Below are 22493 nucleotides of genomic sequence, written 5' to 3' on the forward strand. Positions count from 1 at the left end.
TAAAGGACTTAAGCCGTTTGTTTTTTATTTATTTAGTTTGCTTGCAGTAAATTAACGGTGGTGATGAGTCTAATCTTTCGTTAACACCAAACGATTATTTTGTAAGGTGTGGTTTGTGCAGGAATACTTCTTGTAGTAGGGCCATAGATAACAATTAGGTTTCGATTTGCTGGACTTTTTGAAAAGGGTTGCCCATTTTTGAGCAAGATAAGTGTGTAAGAAAAGAGATTTAGTTGTAATTGGCCATCACTACTTACTAATTGGTTATTAAAAAAGTCGACTTTGACATTTTGATAGTTATTTTCCTTTACAACGACGAGTGCTCGATATTGAGGAGGGTATATTAAAGGTACAGGTGCATCCCCATCATAATATCCAGTAACCTGATCACCGAGAGTCACAATTTCTTGGTTTACAAAATAAGTAGAAGGTGAGACGACAAAATTGACGATGCCGCCAGTATTATCTTCTACCGTCATAAGTTTATAACAACCTTCCCTTTCCCCATTTTGCCCGATTGAAAAATCATCAATCTGTGTAACGACCCCACGAAAAGACTTGAAATTTACCATAGCCATTCCTTTCTTTATTAAATCTCAATCGATTATCTGATTATTGTTTGCCCAAGGGAAGCACCTTTAGTACAGTATCATTTTAATTTATGTAACATTTCCAATATGGGTGACAGAGAATGATATTATCATCAAAAGGATAGGTTTATACATTACATGAATCAATATATACTTAAATTGCAACGTTATTTTTTCAGAGGAGGGAGCCTATTGAAGTGGATTTCTAAAAATAAGAAACCCCTTTTATTAGTCATCATTATTATTATTTTCATTGCTGGTATACTCGATATCAAATATGAAGGATTGTTTTTTCAAATATTACCTGAATCTATTCAAACCTATTTAGCTGATATTTTTAAATAAGCGGATTGTATCTTCTAGACACAGAGACAGGCTAAAATAATTCATCCATTCATAATTAGAAAAAAGAGGCTGGGACAGAACTCGTTTATTTAGAAAAATAGCGAAAAGAGATAAGTGGAAAGGAGCCGGTGCAAAAACAAGACCGGTTCCATATTTTTATGTTATTATATAGATATAATAATTAGTAAAGCTCATTATTATATGAAAATGCTAGCCAATTTTAGGTCTATTTTTCCATAAAGCTTAAAAAAAGGTTGGATTTCGTGATGAGGGAATAGGAGGCTTTTCTCTTGATTTATTAAGGAGAAGGCTCGAAAAATGCACATAACTCTCATATAGATAGTTGATATTTTAATCTTTATGTAATTGTGATACACTGCAATAAGGTAATAATTGATACAGAAAAGGTGTGCTCCTAGGTTACTCCATGGCTTACTGTGACATCCAAGCAGGAGAGCTTACATCCTTTCTGCAAATCTTAATATATAAGGAAGGTAAAAATGAGTAACAGACAAATTAAATCAGATGTTATCTTAATTGGTGCCGGAATCATGAGTGCGACTTTGGGTACAATGCTCAAAGAATTAGCGCCAGATTGGAAAATTACAGTGTTTGAGCAGCTCGATAAAGCAGGTGAAGAAAGTTCTCACGAATTAAATAATGCGGGAACTGGGCATGCGGCGCTTTGTGAACTTAACTACACTTCAGAGAAAAAAGACGGATCAATCGATATCAGTAAAGCGATTAACGTTAATGAACAGTTCCAGGTTTCAAGACAGTTTTGGTCTTATCTTGTGAACAATAAACTAATCAATAATCCACAAAACTTCATTATGCCTTTACCTCACATGAGTTTAGTACAAGGGAAGGATAATGTAGAGTTTCTAAAAAAACGTCATGAAACGATGACAAAAAATCCTTTATTCCAAGGCATGGAATTTTCTGATGACCCAGAAAAACTAAAGGAATGGATTCCTCTTATTATGCAGGATCGCCCAGCAGATGAAGCTATCGCTGCAACAAAAATCGACACTGGTACAGACGTTAACTTTGGTGCATTAACACGTATGTTATTCGACCACTTAAATACTAAAGGTGTTGACATCAACTACAACCATAGTGTTGAAAGCATGAAACGTACTAGCGACGGTTCATGGGAAGTACGAGTGCATGACAAGGATGGCTGTAAAATGGAATACCATACAGCAAAATTTGTCTTCCTTGGAGCTGGTGGAGGAAGCCTAGAATTACTACAAAAATCAGGTATTCCTGAAGGAAAACATATTGGTGGATTCCCAATCAGTGGATTATTCTTAGTATGTAAAAACCAAGAAGTTGCTGAACAACATCATGCGAAAGTATACGGAAAAGCTAAAGTTGGTGCTCCACCAATGTCTGTTCCGCATCTTGATACACGCTATATTGATAACAAAAAATCTTTACTATTTGGACCGTTCGCAGGTTTCTCACCTAAGTTCTTAAAAACAGGTTCAAATATGGATTTATTTGCTTCTATAAAACCGCATAATCTTACAACGTTATTAGCGGCAGGCGTTAAAGAAATGGGATTAACAAAATATTTAATCCAACAGCTAATGCTCTCTAAAGAACAACGTATGGAAGAGTTACGTGATTTCATCCCAAATGCTAAGAGCGATGATTGGGATATTATTGTAGCTGGTCAACGTGTACAAGTTATTAAAGATACTGAAGCTGGTGGTAAAGGAACGCTTCAATTTGGTACGGAAGTTGTAAGTGCTTCTGATGGCTCAATTGCTGCATTACTTGGAGCTTCTCCAGGTGCATCTACTGCTGTACACGTTATGCTTGAGGTAATCAATAAATGCTTCCCTCAACATAGTAAAGAATGGGAAGCGAAAATTAAGGAAATGATCCCATCTTACGGCATAGCATTAGCAGAAAACCCAGAGCTATTTAAGGAAATTAGTACATCCACAGACGAAGCGCTTGGTTTAAAATAAAATTTTGATGTAGAAACAGAGGATGTAAGCGTTTAAGCAATTGTTTCTACAAAATATAATATAGAGCCTTCAATCTAATTTTGGATTGAAGGTTCTATTTTTTTATTTCATAAACCGTTGAGAAGCATATTTTGCAAAAAAATAAGGCTCATTATGATAACGAGATGGAGATTTTCGCTCTGACTGGGTGCTTTCCTAGGGTGTAGTGAGAACTATCATCCATATTAACTAATATATTAAAATAGGCTTAAATTAATGACAAAATCACAATAATTTAATGAAAAAAGTTGAGTGGAGAGCTAAATGAGAAAAAATACTAATGAAGTATTTAACACTTAATGAAGAACAAAAACAGGCGATTGTTGAAGAGATACAGTCATGAAACAAGAAAAGAGGTCACATCCAATGAACAAGCCATTTCAAATATTAATCATCATAAACAGAATGGCAATGCCTAATATCGTCGTATAGGTAAGACGGAGACATGCTGCGAGCAATGCAAGGCCTCTATTAATGGGCTTTAGAAAAATATAAAACACCCAGGTAACTACAATGTCAGTAATTAGGATGATAATCCAACCAAAGATTTCAGCTTTGAAAAGCATAGTGGATGACTTTAAGTTAATAAAAGTAGCGCTAGCATCTCCTTGTAGCACAAGGTTTTCATCCTGCCGTTTTCCTGTAAGCCTTATGGACCGTTGTGTTCTATAAGGTTGTTTTCTATACTTTTCATAAACACTAGGAAGGAGCGAGATGGATGATTAATTTAAAAGATATCGGGAGATTTAATGAACTGTCGGAAATTGCAATGCATATATACAATGGAAATATTCCTGCTTTACTGAACGCTATTGAAGAGGGCTGGGATATTGAAGATGACATTATATTGAGTAAACATATCTCGTTAAGTCCGTTAGATTTGGCGCTTATATCGCAGAGACTGAATGTTGTAAAGCTATTAGTAGAGCATGGTGTCAACCTGAACGTTAAAAATAACCCAGCTTTTTTGTGTGCTGTTCGTTATTGTAAGGAAGATGTAGTTCGCTATATTGTAGCGCATGGAGCGAAGCTGGACATGCTCAATCAGGTCGGGTCTGGCGCCTATTCACAGGCCTACTATGGTAATAAAAAAAATATGCCCCTCATTCATGAACTAGGTTTGGATATAAAACAGCACGGCGGTCCAGTATTACGTCAAGCTGTGTCGGATCATGACATGAAGACAATTACATATTTACTCGATCAAGGGGTGGACATTAATTATAATAAGCCGAATATGGTTTATCCTTATGAAGCGACTCCATTAACAGAGGCAACACGAATAGGGAATCTAACAATGGTGAAATACTTGGTTGAACGTGGTGCAGACGTTACCTTAGCGGAAAAGGATGGAGAGCGTCCATATACGATTGCGGTGGGCAATAAAAATACTGTATTGGCCGACTATTTGAAATCACTGGAGCCAACCGAGCTTCATGATTTAGAGAACAAAAAATATGCGTTGAAAAAATATAAATTGAGTGATGAGCTGATGAGCTTTCTTACAGGAGACAAGCTGCGCCTTGAGCTAGATCCCAATGATTATGAAATCAGCTATATCGAGTTTTTCACATTGACGGATACCATTGAAATGAAGGTTGGTCGTCAAAAGCTACTGCGTTTATCAGCAGATATCGACAATTATTCAGATTTACAGATAGTATGGAATCCAAAGAAAAAAGGACAAATTGGTTGCTATGATGTGGAGCATCAGGAGTATGCTGATTTGTGTAGCTTTAAAGAATTTCTTACGAAGCCTGAAATATATCTTATCAAGTTTCTCGAAGGGGAGCTGTAGAGGGGATGTCCATGTATTTCGTCACTCAGCCTAAAGCATTTCAATATGTTTTTCTTACATCTGTTGGCCTAAAGTCTCCAGCGGATTATTATTACTAGTTCCTCTTTTAGGTGTAAGAGAAGCTTTTCAAATTCTAATTTAGTATTCTCAGAATTAATAAAAGTATCTATTTCTGGACAAGATATGAGAGGGAAGCACATCTTTTATGATTAAAACAAAAGATGTGCCTTTTTATTTTAAAACCTAAGCTTCGAAAGACAGAATACGATAGAGCGTTTAACATACATTGAACAAAAGAACAGCAAAAAAGATACAAGAAGGGCTAGGGGAATGCTAAAGATGACTGGAAGGTCAACGCCATACCAAATGCCCATCTTTATTTGCTCAAGGCCAAATGTTCGCAAAATGCCAGCTAGTATTGACACTAATGCACTTACTACCAAACATACATAGAGGATAGATAACACAAGGAGTGCCGATGAGCAAAAAAAGGCCTGAATGATTTTTACGAATGTCATTCCTTTTCCCTCCGTACAATTTGTTGCACTTTAGCATTTGGAGCGATTGAATAGCTATCCTTATAATAAAGTGTTTCTACTCTACAATTACTGCCTACAATGACCACATCTCCTTCGACTACTTCCGCATGCGTATAGGAAAGTCGTACATTTTTCCCTTTTATACAATGACAAATTAATTTTTTCTTTAATAAAGGAAGAACAGAAATCTTATCCTTTTCTATCCATATTTCATCTGCAATAAGCTCCCTAATTCCACTTTCACCAGACAATTTTAAATGAAAATGTTTGGCTAGTATTTCTGCTGCTTTCACAATACCGATTGCATCCACAATTTCAGCCTCTAAACTTTGTTCAATGGTCAGCTTCCCAGAACTATTCAATTTTGTTACTTGCCCATTGCGCATATTTAAGCTCCCGGCATTTTTAACCTCATTAATTTCGCAAAAATCTTTTATAGAGCATGATCCTGTACTATTTAAAATCTGCGCTTCAACACGGGAATGAAAAGAACTATGACCATGAGTAGAGATCTTTTTTAGGCGTACTTCTTGATGTAAAGCAACGGATCCACGGATATTTAATTGCTCACAGTCTGCTGCTAAGTCTTTAATATTGCCATTTGTAAGGGTTACTGTACGTAGTTTTTGAATCACGGATAATCACCTCATGTTAATTTAATTAATATATATTTTAATTATTAAAACATATATTAATTAAAGTATATACCACTCCATTTTGTCAAGAACTAAATAATATGTCTAAATATCCATTAAATGAGTTCTCGCCTATTTTCGGGTAATAAAAAATTATAAAGCCCTAAAATTAAATGATGTTAAAAATCATCAAGTGATGATTTTTTGCAAATATTTTTATGTGTCATTGGTGTTATTAATCTAACTTCACCAACTTTTAATCATGGTTTAAAATTGGCACGGTTTTTGCATGATATAAAAGTGAGGCGGAAAGGGGGGATAAATGTGAAGGGGAAAGTTACAGGTTTTATCCATAGTGGAATAACAGTAAAGGATTTAGAGATTTCTTTAGATTTTTACGTAAATAAGTTAGGTTTAGAATTAATTTCGAGACAAATTTCAAGTAATGAATATATTTCAAGCATAGTTGAACTTGTCAATTTACAAGAGGTCAAAATTGCATTTATTAGAATTCCAGGAGGAAATGAAATAGAGCTACTTGAGTATGTAGGCATGGAAAGATACCCAGGCAATGTTCGTCCATGCGATTATGGATCGGGACATATTTGTCTAAAGGTTGAAGGGATAGAAGAAATGTACGAGGATCTAAAATTGTCTGGAGTTCAATTTAGATCTAAAAAAATTGTAGATATTACATTAGGTGCAAATAAGGGATCAAAAGCTATTTATATGTATGATCCGGATGGATATATTATTGAGCTGATGGAAAAGAGTACAAATTAATGAAAGCGAATTCAGTAAAGGATGGAGTTTATGCAAAGTTTACAGGGTAAAAAAGCAATACTTACAGGTGGCGTTCAAGGTCTCGGGTTAGCAATGGTAAAGGGTCTTTGTGAATATGGTGTAGAGGTTTGTATCATTGATTATTCAAATGATGTAGAGAAGATTGCTCAAGATATGCAGAATGAAGGATTTTCTGTATACGGGGCGCGAGCAGATTTATCGAACTTAGAGAAAATTCCTGAAGTATTCCATGCAGCAGTTCAACTATTAGGTGGGGAGTTAGATATTCTTGTAAATAACGCTGGAATTCATAAACCAATGCCTGCGATTGATTTACAAATTGAGGATTTCCAAAAAATCATTGATGTTAATGTCACTGCAATATTCGAATTAAGTAGACTGGCATATCATGAAATGTTGAAAAAGGGCGCTGGGAAAATAGTCAATATTGCATCTGTATTAGCTGTACAGGGTGGTTATAATGCATCAGCTTATTCCGCAAGTAAAGGAGCAGTTTCCCAATTGACAAAATCTTTATCTAACGAATGGGCTAAAGATGGTATTAACGTAAATGCAATTGCTCCTGGATACTATAAAACAGCATTAAATCAATTTATTCTTGAGGATGAGTCAAGATATCAATCACTAATTAGCCGTGTACCTGCTGGACGCTTTGGCGAGCCAAATGAATTAGCTGGTGCTTTACAATTTTTATGCTCAGATAAATCAGACTATATCAATGGCATCCTCTTACCAGTAGACGGTGGTTTTTTAGGAAGATAAAAAGTTGGAGTTGGAATTATAAGAAATGATATCCTCTTTGAACTAGTAAACCTAGATAAGGAATTATAGATAGGTAGCGAGTTAGTAGGAGATAAACGATAATCTCGAGAAAGTGAGCAATTATATGGAGTTGAATCTAGCTAAGAAAAATGTATTGATTATTGGTGGTTCAAAGGGTATTGGACTAGAAATAGCTAAGAGATTTATAGAAGAAAATGCGAATGTTTCAATTGTTGGCCGTTCTATAGAGCATTTGAATGAAGCCAAACTACAGTTAAAAAATGTTACGACCTATCAATCTGACATTACGAATAATTATGAGCGTGAGGGTCTAATAGAAAAATACATATTAGATCATGATCATATCGATATATTGATAAATAATGCAGGGGGAAGTAATGGCTCTAGCATATTAGAAACTCCCATGGAGAATTTCTATGAAGCATTTGAATTAAATTATTTTTCGACCGTACATCTTAGCAAATTGGTCATTAAACATATGAAAAAACAAGGAAGAGGGAATATTATTAATATTTCTTCTATTTATGGTAGGGAAAGTGGAGGCAAGGCAACCTACAATAATTCAAAAGCAGCATTAATTAGTTTCACGAAAGCGTTAGCAAGCGAAGTCATTAAATACGGTATAAGAGTTAACAGCATTGCACCTGGTAGTGTTTATCATGAAAGTGGTGTTTGGGGAAGGTTAACGAGAGAGAATCCTTATAAAATTGAAGAGTTTGTAAAGAATGATATTCCAGCAGGTCGTTTTGGTACACCAGAAGAAATTGCAGATGTAGTTGTTTATTTAACGTCTGAAAAAGCTTCTTGGATTGTTGGTGCAACCATCAATGTAGACGGTGGACAATCTAAAATGAATTTTTAATCCGGTAGAATTGGACAATTTTTATGAATTTAAATCATCAAATCAATTGAACGAATGTTTAGTGAAAAGCAGGAGGCTTATACTATGAAAAATAAAAATGTACTAAAGAAATTGATGTTTTCAATAATGGCGTTGTCGTTAATATTTTTAGCAGCGTGTTCAAGCAACAGTGGAAAAGAATCAGCATCTAATGGTAAAGAAATTACGATAAAAATGGCAAACCAAGTCGATGCAAACAACTTTTTAAATTTAGGATATGAGAATTTTAAAGATACAATCGAAGAGAAAAGCAATGGTGATATAAACGTTGAAATTTATAATGGCGGTACATTAACAACTTCTGATGAAACAACAGCTGAATTATTACAAAACGGTACAATTCAACTGTCAACAACATCAGCTTACGGTATTGCAAATTCAATTGGTGCAAATGCTTTTAATATTTTTGATGTACCATTTTTATTTGATAGTCGCGAACAATTTTACTCTTTCCTAGAGGGAGAATATGGGGACCTATTAAAGAAAGAGGTTGCTGATAAATCAAATATGTATCTCCTTGGATTTATAGATTTAGGCTACTATAGCATTTTAAACGGTAAAACATCTGTTAAGAAACCATCAGATTTAAAAGGTTTGAAGATTAGAAGTTCATCTGCGAATTTACATTTAAGTACTTTGAAGTCAATGAAAGCAAACCCAACACCAATGGCTTATAGTGAAGTGTTTACAGGATTACAGCAAGGTACAATCGATGGTGTATCTACAACAACACCTTTAATTTACGGAGATCGTTTTTATGAAGTAAACAACCATTTTACAGCGACAAATCACATTTTATTATTACATGGTGTGCTAGTAAATAAGGATTTCTATGATGGTTTAAGTGAAGATATGAAAAAGATGATAGATGAATCTGTAGCTTCATATACAAAATATGCGATAGACCTTGTAGCGAAAGCAGAAAAAGATGCCATCCAAGGCTTAAAAGATAAAGGTGTAGATGTAGTTGAATTATCTGAGGAAGAGAGAAAGGTATTTAAAGAAGTGACATCAAATGTTGCCAAAGACAACATGGATGCAATTGGTCAAGAAAATTATGATTTAGCTATCAAATTACTAGAGGAATTGAAATAATTTCCTGAGAAATAAAGTTCAATTTATTGCCCTTGTAATGAAAAGACCTATTGATAATTACAAGGGTACAAAAGGAGGGGACAAGCAATGGGGAAGCTTATGAAGAGACCAATCGAAGCTTATGCTAGCTTTGCAATTCTATTAATTATGACGGTAGTCATGTTTGCAGCTGTGGTTTCAAGATATGTTTTTAACTCCTCAATTGTTTGGGCAGAAGAACTATCAAGATATTTGTTTGTTTGGTTTGTTTTTATAAGTGCAAGTTATGCTGTCATTACGAAAGCACATATTAGAGTAGAAGCATTGAATATGATTATCCCAAAAAAAATCCGGCCATATGTGAACTTGGTAGGTAGTATGATATGGATGCTGTTCAGTTTATATATTTCGTATCTAGGCTTTCAATATGCAAATAATCTATACAAACAAAACGCAACTTCAGCAGCACTTAATTTACCAATGGGAGTAGTCTATTTAGGGATTCCGATTGGGTATTTTTTAATGGCTATAAGAATTTTTGTAGTGGAGATATTAGATGTTTTTGTAAAGAGAAAAGAGGGTGAGAAATAATGTTAGGTGCCATTGGAATTCTCACAATTGTATTTATTCTATGTCTATTAATAAATATCCCGATTGCAATTTCTTTAGCAATTTCTGCGTTAACCGTTGTTCTAATTGAAGGAACAATCCCTATTTCATTTCTTATTCAAGCGACATTTACATCGAATGATTCGTTCTCATTATTAGCTGTACCATTTTTCATTTTAGCAGGAGAGTTAATGAGTACAGGGGGGATTTCTAGAAGACTTATTGATTTCTTCAAATCAATGGTGGGCTCCTGGACAGGTAGCTTAGGTTTAATTACAATACTCGCAAGTTTAATTTTTGCAGCAATCTCTGGATCAGGTGCAGCAACGGTTGCCAGTATCGGTGGAATTATGATACCGCACATGATTAACAGTGGTTACAAGAAACCATATGCCGCAGCATTAACAGCAAGTGCAGGCGCTCTCGGTCCTATCATTCCACCAAGTATTGTCTTTATCTTTTATGGCATCATGGCAGGAGTGTCAATTAGCGACTTATTTATCGCTGGTATTGTCCCAGGTTTATTAATTGCAGTGATATTAATCATCATTAACTATATTGTATGTAAAAGAGAAGGTTATGTAGACCAACAACCGGAAGAAGAAAAAATAGGTTTTTGGCGATCGTTAAATGAAGCAAAGTTCGGATTATTAGCCCCTATCATTATTTTAGGTGGGATATATGGTGGTATTGTAACGCCTACAGAAGCAGCGGTAGTAGCTGTTGTTTATAGCTTAATCGTAAGTTTATTCATTTATAAAGAATTACGATTAAGTGATTTAATGGATGTATTTTTAAAAGCTTCTGTTACATCTGGTTCTGTCATGATTTTCGTTGGTACAGCAACGTTCTTCGGTAAAATTTTAACATTAGAGCAAGTACCACAATATATAGCTAATGGTATTTCAAGCTTTACAACAAATCCGATTATCGTTCTAGTGTTAATTAATCTTTTCTTATTAGTTGTAGGAATGTTTATTGAAACAGTTGCAGCATTATTAATATTTGTACCATTACTTTTACCAATCGTTACGCCTTTAGGAGTAGATCCATTACATTTTGGAATGATCGTGTGCTTCAACCTGACATTAGGCTTATTAACACCACCATTGGGGTTAAATCTGTTTATTGGTGCAAAAGTGGCAAATATACGTTTTGAAGAAACTTTTAAACATTTAACGCCTATTGTAATAGCGTTACTAATATTACTAGGCGTCATTACATTTGTGCCGCAATTAACGTTATTTTTACCACAGTTATTATCTAGTAAGTAATGATATTAAAGTTAAATAAAAATGACCTCCACTGTTCAAAAGCAGGAGGTCGTTTTTTATTATGAATGGTTCTCTATTTTATATTTTTGTAGTTTTCTTACAAGTGTGGATTGATCTATTTTTAATGCAATTGCTGCTTTTCTTATACTAGGATAAATTTTAATTGCTTCTCGAATAATATTTTCCTCAAAAGATTCAACTTGATCCTTTAACGGTAGATGATGGGTAATTAATGTATTGCCATTTGATACTTGAATGCTATCGCTATTTAAGTTTAATTCTCTTTGTAAATCATCCATCGTAATCTCTGAGTGTTGACTCATTAAAACAACTCGTTCTACGATGTTCTGTAACTCTCTGACATTCCCTGGCCATTTATAGTTCGCAAACGTTTCAAGCACTTCAGATGAAAAAGAACGATTTAATCCATATTTAATATTTAAATTATTCGTAAAATGATAAATAAGAGGAATGATATCCGCTACTCTTTGCTCAAGTGGTGGAATTTTGATTGGTATAATATTAAGTCGATAGTATAAATCTTCTCTAAATTTCGTCTCTTCAATCATATCCGATAAATTCCTGTTTGTTGCAGCAATTACACGGACATCTACTTGAATTGGTGTTGTACCACCAATGCGCATAACTTCTCGTTCTTGAAGTATTCGTAATAGTTTTACTTGAAGCTGTAGAGGCATCTCTCCAATTTCATCTAAAAAGATTGTACCATTATTAGCAGCCTCAAATAATCCAGCCTTCCCTTTTTTTGTGGCACCTGTAAAAGAACCTGATTCATATCCGAATAATTCCGATTCAAGAAGAGATTCAGGGATTGCACCACAATTAATTTTAATCAATGGCCCATCCTTCCGAATACTATTTCGGTGTATTAAATCTACTATTTTTTCTTTACCTACACCAGACGGCCCTTGAATTAATACACCTGAATCAATTTGAGCAACTCTTAAAGCCCGGTCAATGACATCTTTCATTTGTGTAGAGTGTGCGATAATTGAATATTTCGGGTCACTAATCCCTTTTAATTGTTGTAACTCTTCATGGATTCTTTGATTTTTAATTTCTAATTGTTGAATTTCTGTCTCTAGATTATTTAGTTGAGTTAAGTCACGGACATTATTAACAATTTTGATGATTTCCCCTTGCTTGCTTCTGATTGGAACGGCTGAAACTAAAACATTTTTCCCTGTTTTAATTTTCTGACTTATTGTGATAGAACGATTCCCCTTGATAGCTTTTAATGATGCAGAAACATCAATAATTCCTTTGTCTACTAAGGATTGTAGATTTTTTCCTATGCAAAATTCAGTTGAAAGCTCTGTAATTCTTTCATAGGCAGGATTCTGATACATAATTTTCCCTTTCGCATCAGAAATAACAATACCGTCAAACGATGAATTAATAACTTCATCTAACTCTTTTTTTAAATTATCCAACTTATCAATTTCCTGATTTAAGCTAACGGATTCTGTTAGAGGTAATATAAAAATTGTTAGTTTAGAAAAATCCTCAGCATTGTTTATAACATTTATCTCCAAGTTAGAAGACAACATACAAAAATACTTATAACCATTAGAAACTTGCTTTTTTATATCATCAAAAAACTTTTCATAAGTCTTGGCAGTTTCATTAATTGCTAGAACATCTCTAACTTGATCCCACTCTATAACCCCTAGTACTTTTAATTGATTGTAAAACATTCATACTCCCCCTTAAGTAGATGTGATGTAATAACTCATCACTTCGGCACAATTATACATCAATTTTCCCCTTGTTCGATGAGAAAATACTGGATTTTTGCATCAATAAAAGTTGGCATGCTTTTTGCATTAATAATTAATGTAAATATCTTTAGGAGGTTCTATATATGTCAAATGAGTTATTATTTCAAGAATTAGGCTTAGACAATCAGGATTTAAAGAAAATGTTGTATGACATGATTCTCATTAGAAAGTTCGAAGAGACACTGAAACAACTATATCAACAAGGAAAAATTCATGGAACTATGCATTTATGTATTGGCCAAGAAGCCACAGCAGTAGGTGCTTGTTTCCCTCTGAATAATGAAGATAAGATTACAAGCACACATCGCGGTCATGGACACAGTATTGCTAAAGGAACAGATGTTAAAAAGATGGTCGCAGAGCTATTTGGGAAGGTAACGGGTCATTGCAAAGGCAAAGGAGGTTCTATGCACATCGCTGATATGACAGTTGGAAATCTAGGTGCAAATGGAATTGTAGCAGCTGGTCTACCACTTGGTGTCGGCGCTGCTTTGACATCAAAAATGAAGGAGCTAGGCTATGTAGTACTTTGCTTCTTCGGGGATGGTGCAACAAATGAAGGGGCGTTCCACGAATCACTTAACCTTGCATCTATATGGAAGCTTCCGGTAATTTTCTTCTGTGAAAATAATTTATATGGAATGTCAGGTTCTATTACAGAAATGACAAATATTGAGTCCATTGCTGTCAGAGGATCAAGCTACGGAATTCCAAGCGAAACAATTAACGGTAATAACATTTTAGAGGTCATTAAAGCGACACAAGATGCAGTCGAACGTGCGAAAAAGGGTGAGGGCCCTACATTGATTGAAGCGGAAACTTATCGATGGGAAGGGCATTCAAGAAGTGATGCTCGAAAATATAGAACGCGCGAAGAGGAGAAGGAGTGGAAGAAAGAAAAGGATCCAATCGAAGTTTTTAAGGAAATTCTAATTTCAAATAATGTCATAAATGAAAACGAATTCATAGAGTTAAACGAAAAAGCTCAAAACCAGATGAAAGAAGCGGTTGAATATGCTGAAAATAGTGATGATCCAAGTATAGATACTTTAATGACAGATATTTACGCCTAGGGGAAAAGGAGAAATCAAGATGAGAGAAATTAGTTATTCAGAAGCTGTTAAAGAAGCAATGACTCAAGTGATGCGTGAAGATAATGATGTATTTATTATGGGTGAGGACATCGGAGTATATGGTGGAGCTTTTGGTGTCACAAGTGGAATGATTGATGAATTTGGTCCTGAACGAGTTCGTATTACTCCTATTTCAGAAGCAGCAATTAGTGGTTGTGCGGTCGGTTCAGCAATGACAGGAATGCGCCCAATTTTAGAAATTCAATTTTCCGATTTCGTTGTAATTGCTATGGATAATATTGTAAATCAAGCAGCTAAAATGCGTTATATGTTTGGTGGGAAAGCAAAAGTTCCAATGGTAGTAAGATTACCAGCTGGCTCTGGTGCAGGATTTGCAGCACAACATTCACAGAGCTTAGAAGCATGGATGACACATATACCGGGCTTAAAAGTTGTACAACCTTCCAATGCATACGATGCTAAGGGCTTATTAAAAGCTGCAATAAAAGATGACAATCCGGTTTTATTTTATGAGCATAAAATGCTTTATAACCTAAAAGGAGATGTTCCTGAAGAATCTTATGAAATTCCTCTTGGCGTGGCAGATATTAAACGAGAGGGGAAGGACATTACTATTATTGCTACAGGTATGATGGTAAATCATGCAGTAGAAGCTGCACAACAACTTGAACAAGAGGGAATAGATGTGGAGGTAATTGATCCACGGACACTTGTTCCGTTAGATGAAAAGGCGATTTTAGAATCTGTTAAGAAAACTGGGAGAGTACTAGTCGTTTATGAGGCAGTGAAAAGAGGCGGATTTGGTACAGAAATCGTTAGTTTAATCGCTGAGAGTGATGCCTTTGATTACTTAGATGCACCGATTTTACGATTAGGTGGAGTAGAAGCACCAATACCATATAACCCAAAACTTGAAAAAGCTGCAATCCCTCAAGTATCAGATATTTATCAAAAATGTTTAGAATTAATGAATAAATAGAGGTGAAACCGAAATGGCAAGAGAAGTGGTAATGCCCAAATTAGGAGCAACGATGGAGGAGGGCATCATTGTTAGTTGGCTTGTAAATGATGGTGAATTTATCGAGGAAGGCGATCCGATTGCTGAAATTCAAACAGATAAAATTGTTCTAGAAGTAGAAGCTGAATCTTCAGGACATCTTTTAAAAAAACTATATGATGCAGGTAGCACAGTAAAAGTACATGAAATTATTGCCTATATGGGTGAAGAAAATGAGGCAATAGAGCAAACTGAAAACTCCTCAGAATCTATAGATAATAAATTAGAAGAAAGCAATGAGCAAGGAAAAGTACGAAAAACACCTGCTGCCAACAAGCTTGCAAAAGATAATGGAGTTGACCTTTCTCTTATATCTGGAACAGGTCCAAACAGTCGAGTACAAAAACAGGATGTTGAAAATTACTTACAACAAGATACATCTAAAATCACACCATTGGCACAAAAGATGGTTCAGGACCTAAAGATAGATGATAAAGATTTAATTGGCTCAGGACAGCACGGTAAAATAACGAAAAAGGATGTCTTGTCCGCTGTTTCTGCAACAACATCATCACAAGAAGTAGAATCTACACCGCTGAAAAAAGTACCGTTAAAAGGCATGCGAAAAGTAATTGCAGAGCGAATGAGCGAAAGCTATTATACTGCACCGCATGTAACAATGACAACAGAAATCAATATGACGGAATGTGTAAGTCTGCGTAAACAATTACTACCTGTAATTGAGAAAGAAACAGGGTATCGATTATCCTTTAACGATTTAATTGTTAAAGCAGTTGCACATACATTATCTAAAAACAAAGCATTAAATATTTCATTACAAAATAACGAAATTCATTTTTATGAGGAGGTCAATATTGGATTTGCCGTTTCTCTAGATGAAGGTTTGGTAGTACCGGTAATTGGAAATACAGATCAAATAGGTTTAGCGGAGATTGTAAAAAGAAGTAAGGAAATAGTTGCAAACATAAAGAGTGGAAAATTGAGTCCGGAATATTTTGAAAATGGTACTTTTACAATTAGCAATCTAGGCATGTTTGCTGTTGATTCATTTACACCGATTATTAATCAGCCACAGTCAGCGATTTTAGGTGTAGGAAGAATTTTGGAAAAGCCAATTGTAAAAAATGGTGAGGTAGTTATAAATTCAATGATGCAATTATCATTATCGTTTGACCACAGAGTAATTGACGGAGCACCAGCTGCTCAGTTTATGACGGACTTGAAAGAAAATCTAGAGAATCCATTTAGAATGCTTGTTTAAATTGAGGTGAGAACATGACAACATTTGATGTAATCATAATTGGCGGAGGTCCCGGGGGATATGTCGCTGCGTTGAGAGGGGCCAGTGAAGGACTAAAGGTTGCGCTTATAGAAGCTGGACAGCTAGGAGGAACTTGCCTCAATCAAGGCTGTATCCCATCAAAAACCTTTCTAAAAAATGCAGAAATACTAGAAGAAATTGAGCAAGGAAAGCAACGTGGGATTATAGTAAAAGACGTAGAATTTTCGATGGAAGGTATGGTTGCCTACAAAAATTCAGTTCTTAATAATTTAAGAATGGGTATCCAATCTTTATTAAAAACTAGAAAAGTAGAAGTATTTAATGGGTTAGGATCAATAAAAAATCCTCAAGAGGTTGAAGTCATTTCAAATAATGAAAAGACTACTCTTTCAACTAAAAATATTATTATTGCAACAGGAAGCCGTCCATTTATTCCGAAAATGGAAGGCTTAGAGAAAGTTAAATATCATACAACTGATACAATTTTTGATCTTAAAACGTTACCATCATCTATTACGATTGTTGGTGGTGGGGTAATTGGCGTAGAGCTGGCCGATGTATTTCATAGTTTAGGATCTAAAGTGACTATTATTGAATATAGCAACAGAATTATTGCTATGGAAGATGAGGAAGCTTCAAAAGTTTTACACAAAAAGCTTCACGAAAAAGGAATTAATATTTTAACGGAACATCTTGTGACAAGTATGAGTGAAGAAAATGGATTAAAGACACTAAAAGTAGAGAAGAAATCAGGAGAGAAAGTTGTCGTTTCTTCAGAAGAGTTACTTATGGCAGTAGGACGGACACCTAACGATTCTGCGACCAAGCAATTAGGCTTAGCGTACAATGGAGCATTTATTAAAGTTAACGACTATTTACAAACAAATATTTCAAATATTTATGCGGTCGGAGATGTAATAGGCGGATATCAGCTTGCTCACGTTGCAAGTGCAGAAGGATTAACTGTCATTGAGAATATTTTAGGTAAACAAAAGAAAATCGATTATTCAATTGTGCCACGATGCATTTATACAAATTTACAAATTGCAAGTATTGGCCAATCAGAAAATGACTTGAAAAGTAAAGGTATTGATTACACAGTTACTAAATATAATCTTTTTGGAAATGGAAAAGCTCAGACTTTAGGAAAAAAAGATGGCTTTGTCAAAGTATTTACAGATTCTAAATACGGTGAAATTTATGGTATGTGTATGGTAGGTCCATATGTAACAGAATTAATTGGACAAGGATCGGCATATATGAGTCTTGAAGGTACCGTGTATGAAATGGCTGAGATGATTCAACCACACCCATCACTGTCTGAAATATTTATGGAAGTAGCTAATTTAAGTATTGGTAAAGGGGTTCATTAACATGACAGACAACACTGAACTTTTTAATCTAAAAGGGAAAAAAATAATTGTAACCGGTGGGGCTCAAGGAATTGGCCATGAATTCGTAAAGGCCTTTAAGCAGGCTGGAGCTGAAATTATTGTTCTGGATATTTCTGACAAAACAGCCTCACTTAGCTCTTTAAATGTTGGCTATATTAAGTGTGACTTAATGGAAGTCGAGAAAATAAAACTATATTTTAAACAAGCTTTAGAGCTATTAGATGGAAAAGTAGATGTTCTTATTAACTGTGCAGGAATTATTAAACGTAGTCCAGCGGTGGATGTACCATTAGATACATGGCAAAAAATATTTAACTTAAATGTCTTATCTTTATTTGAATTAAGTCGATTAGCGGCAGTCGAAATGAAAAAATTTGGACAAGGTAAAATTATTAATCTAAGCTCAATCGTATCCATTGTTGGGGCGTACAATTCTTCACCTTATTCAGCAAGTAAGGGAGCGGTACTACAATTAACAAAATCATTATCAAATGAATGGGCTCAATATGGGATTCAAGTAAATGCCATTGCTCCGGGGTATATTTTAACAGACATGAATTCCGATATTTTACAGGACTCAGTACGTAAAAAAGAATTTGAAGATCGCATTCCATCTAAAAAATGGGGCGATCCTCAAGATATTGTAGGTACAGCTATGTTTTTAGCTACCAAAGCATCTGATTATGTTACAGGCATTTTAATCCCAGTCGATGGAGGTGTTTTATCACGATGAGAAAAAATTTATATATTGATGGACAATGGAGAGAAAGTGAAATATATAGTGATTTAAAGTCACCTTATTCACAACAAACAATCGCAAAGATTGCCCAGGCTTCAATCGAGCAGGTTGAAGAGGCAATCGATGCAGCACAAGAAGCATTTAAAGTAATGCGAAATCTAACGGCTTATGAGCGCTCAAATATATTAGAACAGTTGGTAAACCTGTTAATTACTAATAAAGACAAAGCCGCAGAGATTATTTCATTAGAATCTGCGAAGCCTTTGAAATTTGCAATAGGTGAAGTAGAACGAACAATAGAAACTTATAAATTCGCGGCAGAAGAGGCAAAACGAATTTACGGTGAAGTTCTACCTATCGATGCTGCCAAAAATGGTGCGAATAAAATTGGATTAACAATTCGAGAACCATTAGGAGTGGTAGCAGCTATTACGCCATTTAATTTCCCGATGAATTTAGTCGCACATAAATTAGGGCCAGCGATTGCAGCGGGTAATACGGTTGTTCTAAAACCAGCATCTCAAACACCGCTATCATCCATATTTTTAGCGGAATTATTAAGCCAAACAGATTTACCAAAAGGCGCATTTAATTTGGTAACTGGAAGTGGAAGAACAGTTGGAGATGTTTTGGTAGAAAGTGAAAAAGTAAAAATGGTTACGTTTACGGGAAGTCCAGGCGTTGGGTTAGGTATAAAACAACGTGCTGGACTGAAGAAAGTCTCCCTAGAACTAGGATCGAATGCAGGATTAATCATCGATCAACATACGGATATTGATGTAATAACTGATAAATGTGTGGTTGGGGCATTTTCAAATCAAGGACAAATTTGCATTTCATTACAACGAATTTATGTGCATGAAAGTGTGGCAGAAGAATTTTTGCAAAAGTTTAAAGAAAAGGCTGAGAAATTGGTATTGGGAGATCCGCTGAATATAACGACAGATATTTCAACGCTGATTAGTATAGAGGACAATAATCGAGCCCTAAGCTGGATTGATGAGGCGATAGCAGAGGGAGCAAAATTAATTAGTGGGGGCCAAGTAGAAGCAAATATTTTAAAACCTACTATTTTAGCTGAAGTACCTTCAATTTCAAAAGTATCGTGCCAAGAGGTCTTTGCGCCCATTGTTACAGTAAATAAAATTAGTACTGTTCAAGAAGCTATTGAAGCAATAAATGATTCTCGGTTTGGATTACAAGCTGGTATTTTTACAAATGATATTCGAAAAGCTTCAAAAGCCATGCATCTTTTAGAAGTAGGTGGAGTAGTTATTAATGACATTCCAACATTTAGAGTAGACCATATGCCGTATGGAGGTGTGAAAGAAAGTGGTAACTGTCGAGAGGGTATAAAATATGCTATAGAAGAAATGACAGAATTAAAGCTAGTTATTTGGAATCAATAAGAATAGAGAGGGTGGTTTTTATTCAAGTCTATGGTATTTTGGGAAATCCCTTAGTGCACTCACTTTCGCCTTTATTGCAAAATGAAACCTATAAAGAGAATAATATTCAAGCCACGTTTCAAAAGTTTGAAGTGGCAGATGATGGATTAACAAATATAATGATGCAATTAAAATCCAGTCGTGTAGGAGGATTACTTGTCACCATTCCCTATAAGGAGAAAGTGCTGCCATATATAGATGAGTTAGATATTACTGCTAAAAATACAGGGGTTGTTAACATTATTCAAGCATTGAACGGTAAGCTTATTGGATATAATTTTGATGGTCAAGCGTGGTTAGCAGGACTTTTACAAGAGTTTAACCTATCAAACTTGAATGGAATGAAAATTCTTTTGATTGGATTTGGTGGAGTAGCTAAATCCATCTACTTTGAGCTCCTGCAATTTGAAGATGTTGAAATTGATATAACAAACCGAACAGTAGATAAGGTGAAGAACTCGATAGATAGACCGAATATTAAGATCTTATCCTATGAAGAAGCTGAGCAGCAAACACTTAAATATGACGTTATCATTCAAACTACCCCTATAGGTATGTGGCCACATACGGATGCCATGCCTCTAAATATTGTACAGCTAAAAGAAAAAGCGATTGTTTCGGATGTCATTTATAATCCCAAAAACACAGCATTTCTTAAACAAGCTAAAAATTTAGGTGCCCGTATACAAAATGGTATGACCATGCTAGTTATGCAAAATCACAAGGCAATAAAAATGTGGTTTCAGAAAGATGTAAATTACAGTCAGATGGTAAATTTAATAAATAAATAATGACTATCATTAAAAATTAAATTCCCCTTAAAATATATCAAAAGGTGAAGAAGAGCTTAGCGGTTTTCTTCACCTTTCTTTGCGTTCTACAATTCTTTTCGTTTAGAGGATGAGGGGATATTTAATTCATCTCGGTATTTAGCGATTGTTCTTCTAGATAACTCAACTCCTTCTTGGTTGCAAATGAGTTCCAATATTTTATTATCAGATAATGGTTTTTTCTTATTTTCATTTTTTACAAGTTCAAGAATTTGTGTTTTTATTTTTTCCTTAGAGATATCTTCCCCAGAATGAGTCGTTACCTTAGATGAAAATAAATTCTTCATTAAGAAAGTTCCCCAAGGTGCTTGAATATATTTGTTCATCGTTGCTCTACTAACAGTAGATTCATGACGATCAATAGCTACTGAAATATCTTTAAGAGTCATTGGTTTTATAAAATATAGTCCATTTTTAAGGGCTTCCAATTGTTCTCGTATTAAGTACTCCATTATAGCGATCATTGTTTCTCTTCGTTGTTCAAGAGATTGAGATAACCAGTTGTAATCCTTCTCCCATTTATTCATTTGTTTTTGTTCTTCTGTTGATAAGTACATCGACTCTATTTTTGTCATAGTAATAGAAGGAGAGAACCAGTCACTTAAAGCGTAAGTTATGAAATCATCTTTAATGTCAACTATTATATCGGGACGAATAACTTCAGACATACTAGAATAATCAGGTTTAAAAGGCTTTGGGTTTAATGATTTTATAATATTTATATTATATTTCAGTTCTTCTTCATCTATCTGTAAACATTTTTTTATGTCATTCCACTTACGATCAGCTAATTTTTCTAAGTGATGTTGGATAATTTCTTTAGCAAATAATTCATCAGGATAGAAAGCTTCTAGTTGTAACAGTAAGCAATGCTTAAAATCTGCAGCCCCCACACCTACATAATCTAAATTTTTCAGAAGCTGTAAAGCGTGGTTGTATTGAGACTGTGAAAATAACTGAGTCACATTTGGTAAATAACCAAACTCATTTAAGTTTAGAATAAGCTGTTGAAGAAGCTGATAATCTTCAGATGAATGATAAGTTAAACGAATTTCACTTAAAAGGTAATCTACATTTGATATCCGGAACTCCGCATTGTTTTCAGGTAGATTCATATATTTGTTTGTATGATAACCTTCCTTAAAGTGAAAGCTATCTTTCACTTCAATTAAGGGATTTGAAAGTGATTGTTCTATAAGAAATGTTTCAAGCTCATCTGAAGGCATTTGTAACAATTCTATTGCTTGTCTCAATTGTTTTGTCATAGCTAATTTTAAATCTAATTTTTGATTTACTTCTAAACGCATTGAACTCACCTCTTATATTCCATTTTAACATTTCATCTTAAAATTAAATCAGAATATTTCTAATGTTATTTAAATTAAGAAAGGTATAAATAATAATAATTTTTAGTAGTTTATATGATATAAATAAGTTGTGCAAGTGAATAATGAACCAATGGAAATAATGAGAATTTCATGAATTACCACACATATTTTCTGGGCAATAAAAA

At 34.7% G+C, this 22493-nt stretch carries 20 protein-coding genes and 1 pseudogene; 16 read left to right on the top strand and 5 right to left on the bottom strand.

What is annotated here, in order from left to right; all coding sequences use genetic code 11:
• Window positions 1–80: 80 nt before the first annotated feature.
• The gene (locus AN161_RS19145) at window positions 81–572 is read right to left on the bottom strand and encodes a hypothetical protein (RefSeq protein WP_053595945.1); all 492 of its coding nucleotides are present in this window, start codon (window positions 570–572) and stop codon (window positions 81–83) included.
• A 210-nt stretch (window positions 573–782) separates the two neighbouring features.
• Here AN161_RS19145 and AN161_RS19150 point away from each other — a divergent pair, with 210 nt between their 5' ends.
• Window positions 783–935 (top strand): hypothetical protein, encoded by a 153-nt coding sequence (locus AN161_RS19150; RefSeq protein WP_198926916.1) that lies wholly within the window; start codon window positions 783–785, stop codon window positions 933–935.
• A gap of 500 nt (window positions 936–1435) precedes the next feature.
• Window positions 1436–2917 carry a malate:quinone oxidoreductase gene (locus tag AN161_RS19155; RefSeq protein WP_053595947.1) on the top strand — a complete coding sequence of 494 codons (1482 nt, stop codon included), beginning with the start codon at window positions 1436–1438 and terminating at the stop codon, window positions 2915–2917.
• A 443-nt stretch (window positions 2918–3360) separates the two neighbouring features.
• Here the strand turns inward: AN161_RS19155 and AN161_RS19160 are convergent.
• Window positions 3361–3579 (bottom strand): annotated as a pseudogene (locus tag AN161_RS19160) (DUF4386 family protein); the annotation flags it as partial.
• Window positions 3580–3674: 95 nt separating this feature from the next.
• On the opposite strand from AN161_RS19160, the gene AN161_RS19165 reads away from it, so the two are divergent.
• Complete coding sequence (locus AN161_RS19165; RefSeq protein WP_053595949.1) at window positions 3675–4754, top strand: ankyrin repeat domain-containing protein; 1080 nt, start codon at window positions 3675–3677, stop codon at window positions 4752–4754.
• A 514-nt stretch (window positions 4755–5268) separates the two neighbouring features.
• On the opposite strand, the gene AN161_RS19175 is transcribed toward AN161_RS19165, so the two are convergent.
• On the bottom strand, window positions 5269–5928 hold the full coding sequence (locus AN161_RS19175) for a hypothetical protein (protein WP_053595951.1): 660 nt from the start codon (window positions 5926–5928) through the stop codon (window positions 5269–5271).
• Between the two features lie 324 nt (window positions 5929–6252).
• On the opposite strand from AN161_RS19175, the gene AN161_RS19180 reads away from it, so the two are divergent.
• The 6 genes from AN161_RS19180 to AN161_RS19205 all read left to right on the top strand — a co-directional run bounded on the left by AN161_RS19180 (window position 6253) and on the right by AN161_RS19205 (window position 11373).
• Window positions 6253–6711 (top strand): VOC family protein, encoded by a 459-nt coding sequence (locus tag AN161_RS19180; RefSeq protein ID WP_053595952.1) that lies wholly within the window; start codon window positions 6253–6255, stop codon window positions 6709–6711.
• Window positions 6712–6741: 30 nt separating this feature from the next.
• Complete coding sequence (locus AN161_RS19185; RefSeq protein WP_053595953.1) at window positions 6742–7494, top strand: glucose 1-dehydrogenase; 753 nt, start codon at window positions 6742–6744, stop codon at window positions 7492–7494.
• A 124-nt stretch (window positions 7495–7618) separates the two neighbouring features.
• Window positions 7619–8377 carry an SDR family oxidoreductase gene (locus AN161_RS19190; RefSeq protein WP_053595954.1) on the top strand — a complete coding sequence of 253 codons (759 nt, stop codon included), beginning with the start codon at window positions 7619–7621 and terminating at the stop codon, window positions 8375–8377.
• Between the two features lie 84 nt (window positions 8378–8461).
• Window positions 8462–9511: a TRAP transporter substrate-binding protein gene (locus AN161_RS19195; RefSeq protein ID WP_053595955.1), complete on the top strand. Its 1050-nt coding sequence runs from the start codon at window positions 8462–8464 to the stop codon at window positions 9509–9511.
• Window positions 9512–9598: 87 nt separating this feature from the next.
• Window positions 9599–10081 carry a TRAP transporter small permease gene (locus AN161_RS19200; RefSeq protein ID WP_053595956.1) on the top strand — a complete coding sequence of 161 codons (483 nt, stop codon included), beginning with the start codon at window positions 9599–9601 and terminating at the stop codon, window positions 10079–10081.
• Window positions 10081–11373, top strand: coding sequence for a TRAP transporter large permease (locus tag AN161_RS19205; protein ID WP_053595957.1), 1293 nt, complete (start codon window positions 10081–10083; stop codon window positions 11371–11373). The genes AN161_RS19200 and AN161_RS19205 overlap by 1 nt, the downstream gene beginning before the upstream one ends.
• Before the next feature lie 59 nt (window positions 11374–11432).
• Here AN161_RS19205 and AN161_RS19210 read toward each other — a convergent pair whose 3' ends face one another.
• Window positions 11433–13091, bottom strand: a complete 1659-nt coding sequence (locus AN161_RS19210; RefSeq protein ID WP_053595958.1) for a sigma 54-interacting transcriptional regulator — start codon at window positions 13089–13091, stop codon at window positions 11433–11435.
• A 224-nt stretch (window positions 13092–13315) separates the two neighbouring features.
• Here AN161_RS19210 and AN161_RS19215 point away from each other — a divergent pair, with 224 nt between their 5' ends.
• Genes AN161_RS19215 through aroE form a run of 7 tightly spaced genes read left to right on the top strand, consistent with a single transcriptional unit; the run spans window position 13316 to window position 20941 of the window.
• Window positions 13316–14248, top strand: coding sequence for a thiamine pyrophosphate-dependent dehydrogenase E1 component subunit alpha (locus tag AN161_RS19215; RefSeq protein WP_241774605.1), 933 nt, complete (start codon window positions 13316–13318; stop codon window positions 14246–14248).
• 19 nt (window positions 14249–14267) lie between these two features.
• A complete protein-coding gene (locus AN161_RS19220) occupies window positions 14268–15248 on the top strand; it encodes an alpha-ketoacid dehydrogenase subunit beta (protein ID WP_053595960.1) in 981 nt (326 codons plus the stop codon).
• 13 nt (window positions 15249–15261) lie between these two features.
• The gene (locus AN161_RS19225; protein ID WP_053595961.1) at window positions 15262–16548 is read left to right on the top strand and encodes a dihydrolipoamide acetyltransferase family protein; all 1287 of its coding nucleotides are present in this window, start codon (window positions 15262–15264) and stop codon (window positions 16546–16548) included.
• Window positions 16549–16562: 14 nt separating this feature from the next.
• Window positions 16563–17942 carry a dihydrolipoyl dehydrogenase gene (gene lpdA, locus AN161_RS19230; protein WP_053595962.1) on the top strand — a complete coding sequence of 460 codons (1380 nt, stop codon included), beginning with the start codon at window positions 16563–16565 and terminating at the stop codon, window positions 17940–17942.
• A 1-nt stretch (window position 17943) separates the two neighbouring features.
• Window positions 17944–18696 carry an SDR family oxidoreductase gene (locus AN161_RS19235; protein WP_053595963.1) on the top strand — a complete coding sequence of 251 codons (753 nt, stop codon included), beginning with the start codon at window positions 17944–17946 and terminating at the stop codon, window positions 18694–18696.
• Window positions 18693–20111, top strand: a complete 1419-nt coding sequence (locus AN161_RS19240; protein WP_053595964.1) for an aldehyde dehydrogenase family protein — start codon at window positions 18693–18695, stop codon at window positions 20109–20111. Before AN161_RS19235 ends, AN161_RS19240 begins: the two co-directional genes overlap by 4 nt.
• A gap of 11 nt (window positions 20112–20122) precedes the next feature.
• Window positions 20123–20941, top strand: a complete 819-nt coding sequence (gene aroE, locus AN161_RS19245) for a shikimate dehydrogenase (RefSeq protein ID WP_053595965.1) — start codon at window positions 20123–20125, stop codon at window positions 20939–20941.
• Window positions 20942–21027: 86 nt separating this feature from the next.
• On the opposite strand, the gene rpoN is transcribed toward aroE, so the two are convergent.
• The gene (rpoN, locus tag AN161_RS19250; protein WP_053595966.1) at window positions 21028–22287 is read right to left on the bottom strand and encodes an RNA polymerase factor sigma-54; all 1260 of its coding nucleotides are present in this window, start codon (window positions 22285–22287) and stop codon (window positions 21028–21030) included.
• Between the last annotated feature and the right edge of the window lie 206 nt (window positions 22288–22493).

Origin of the sequence: Lysinibacillus sp. FJAT-14222 (assembly GCF_001278875.1) — a bacterium.
GTDB classification, from domain to species: Bacteria; Bacillota; Bacilli; order Bacillales_A; family Planococcaceae; genus Lysinibacillus; species Lysinibacillus agricola.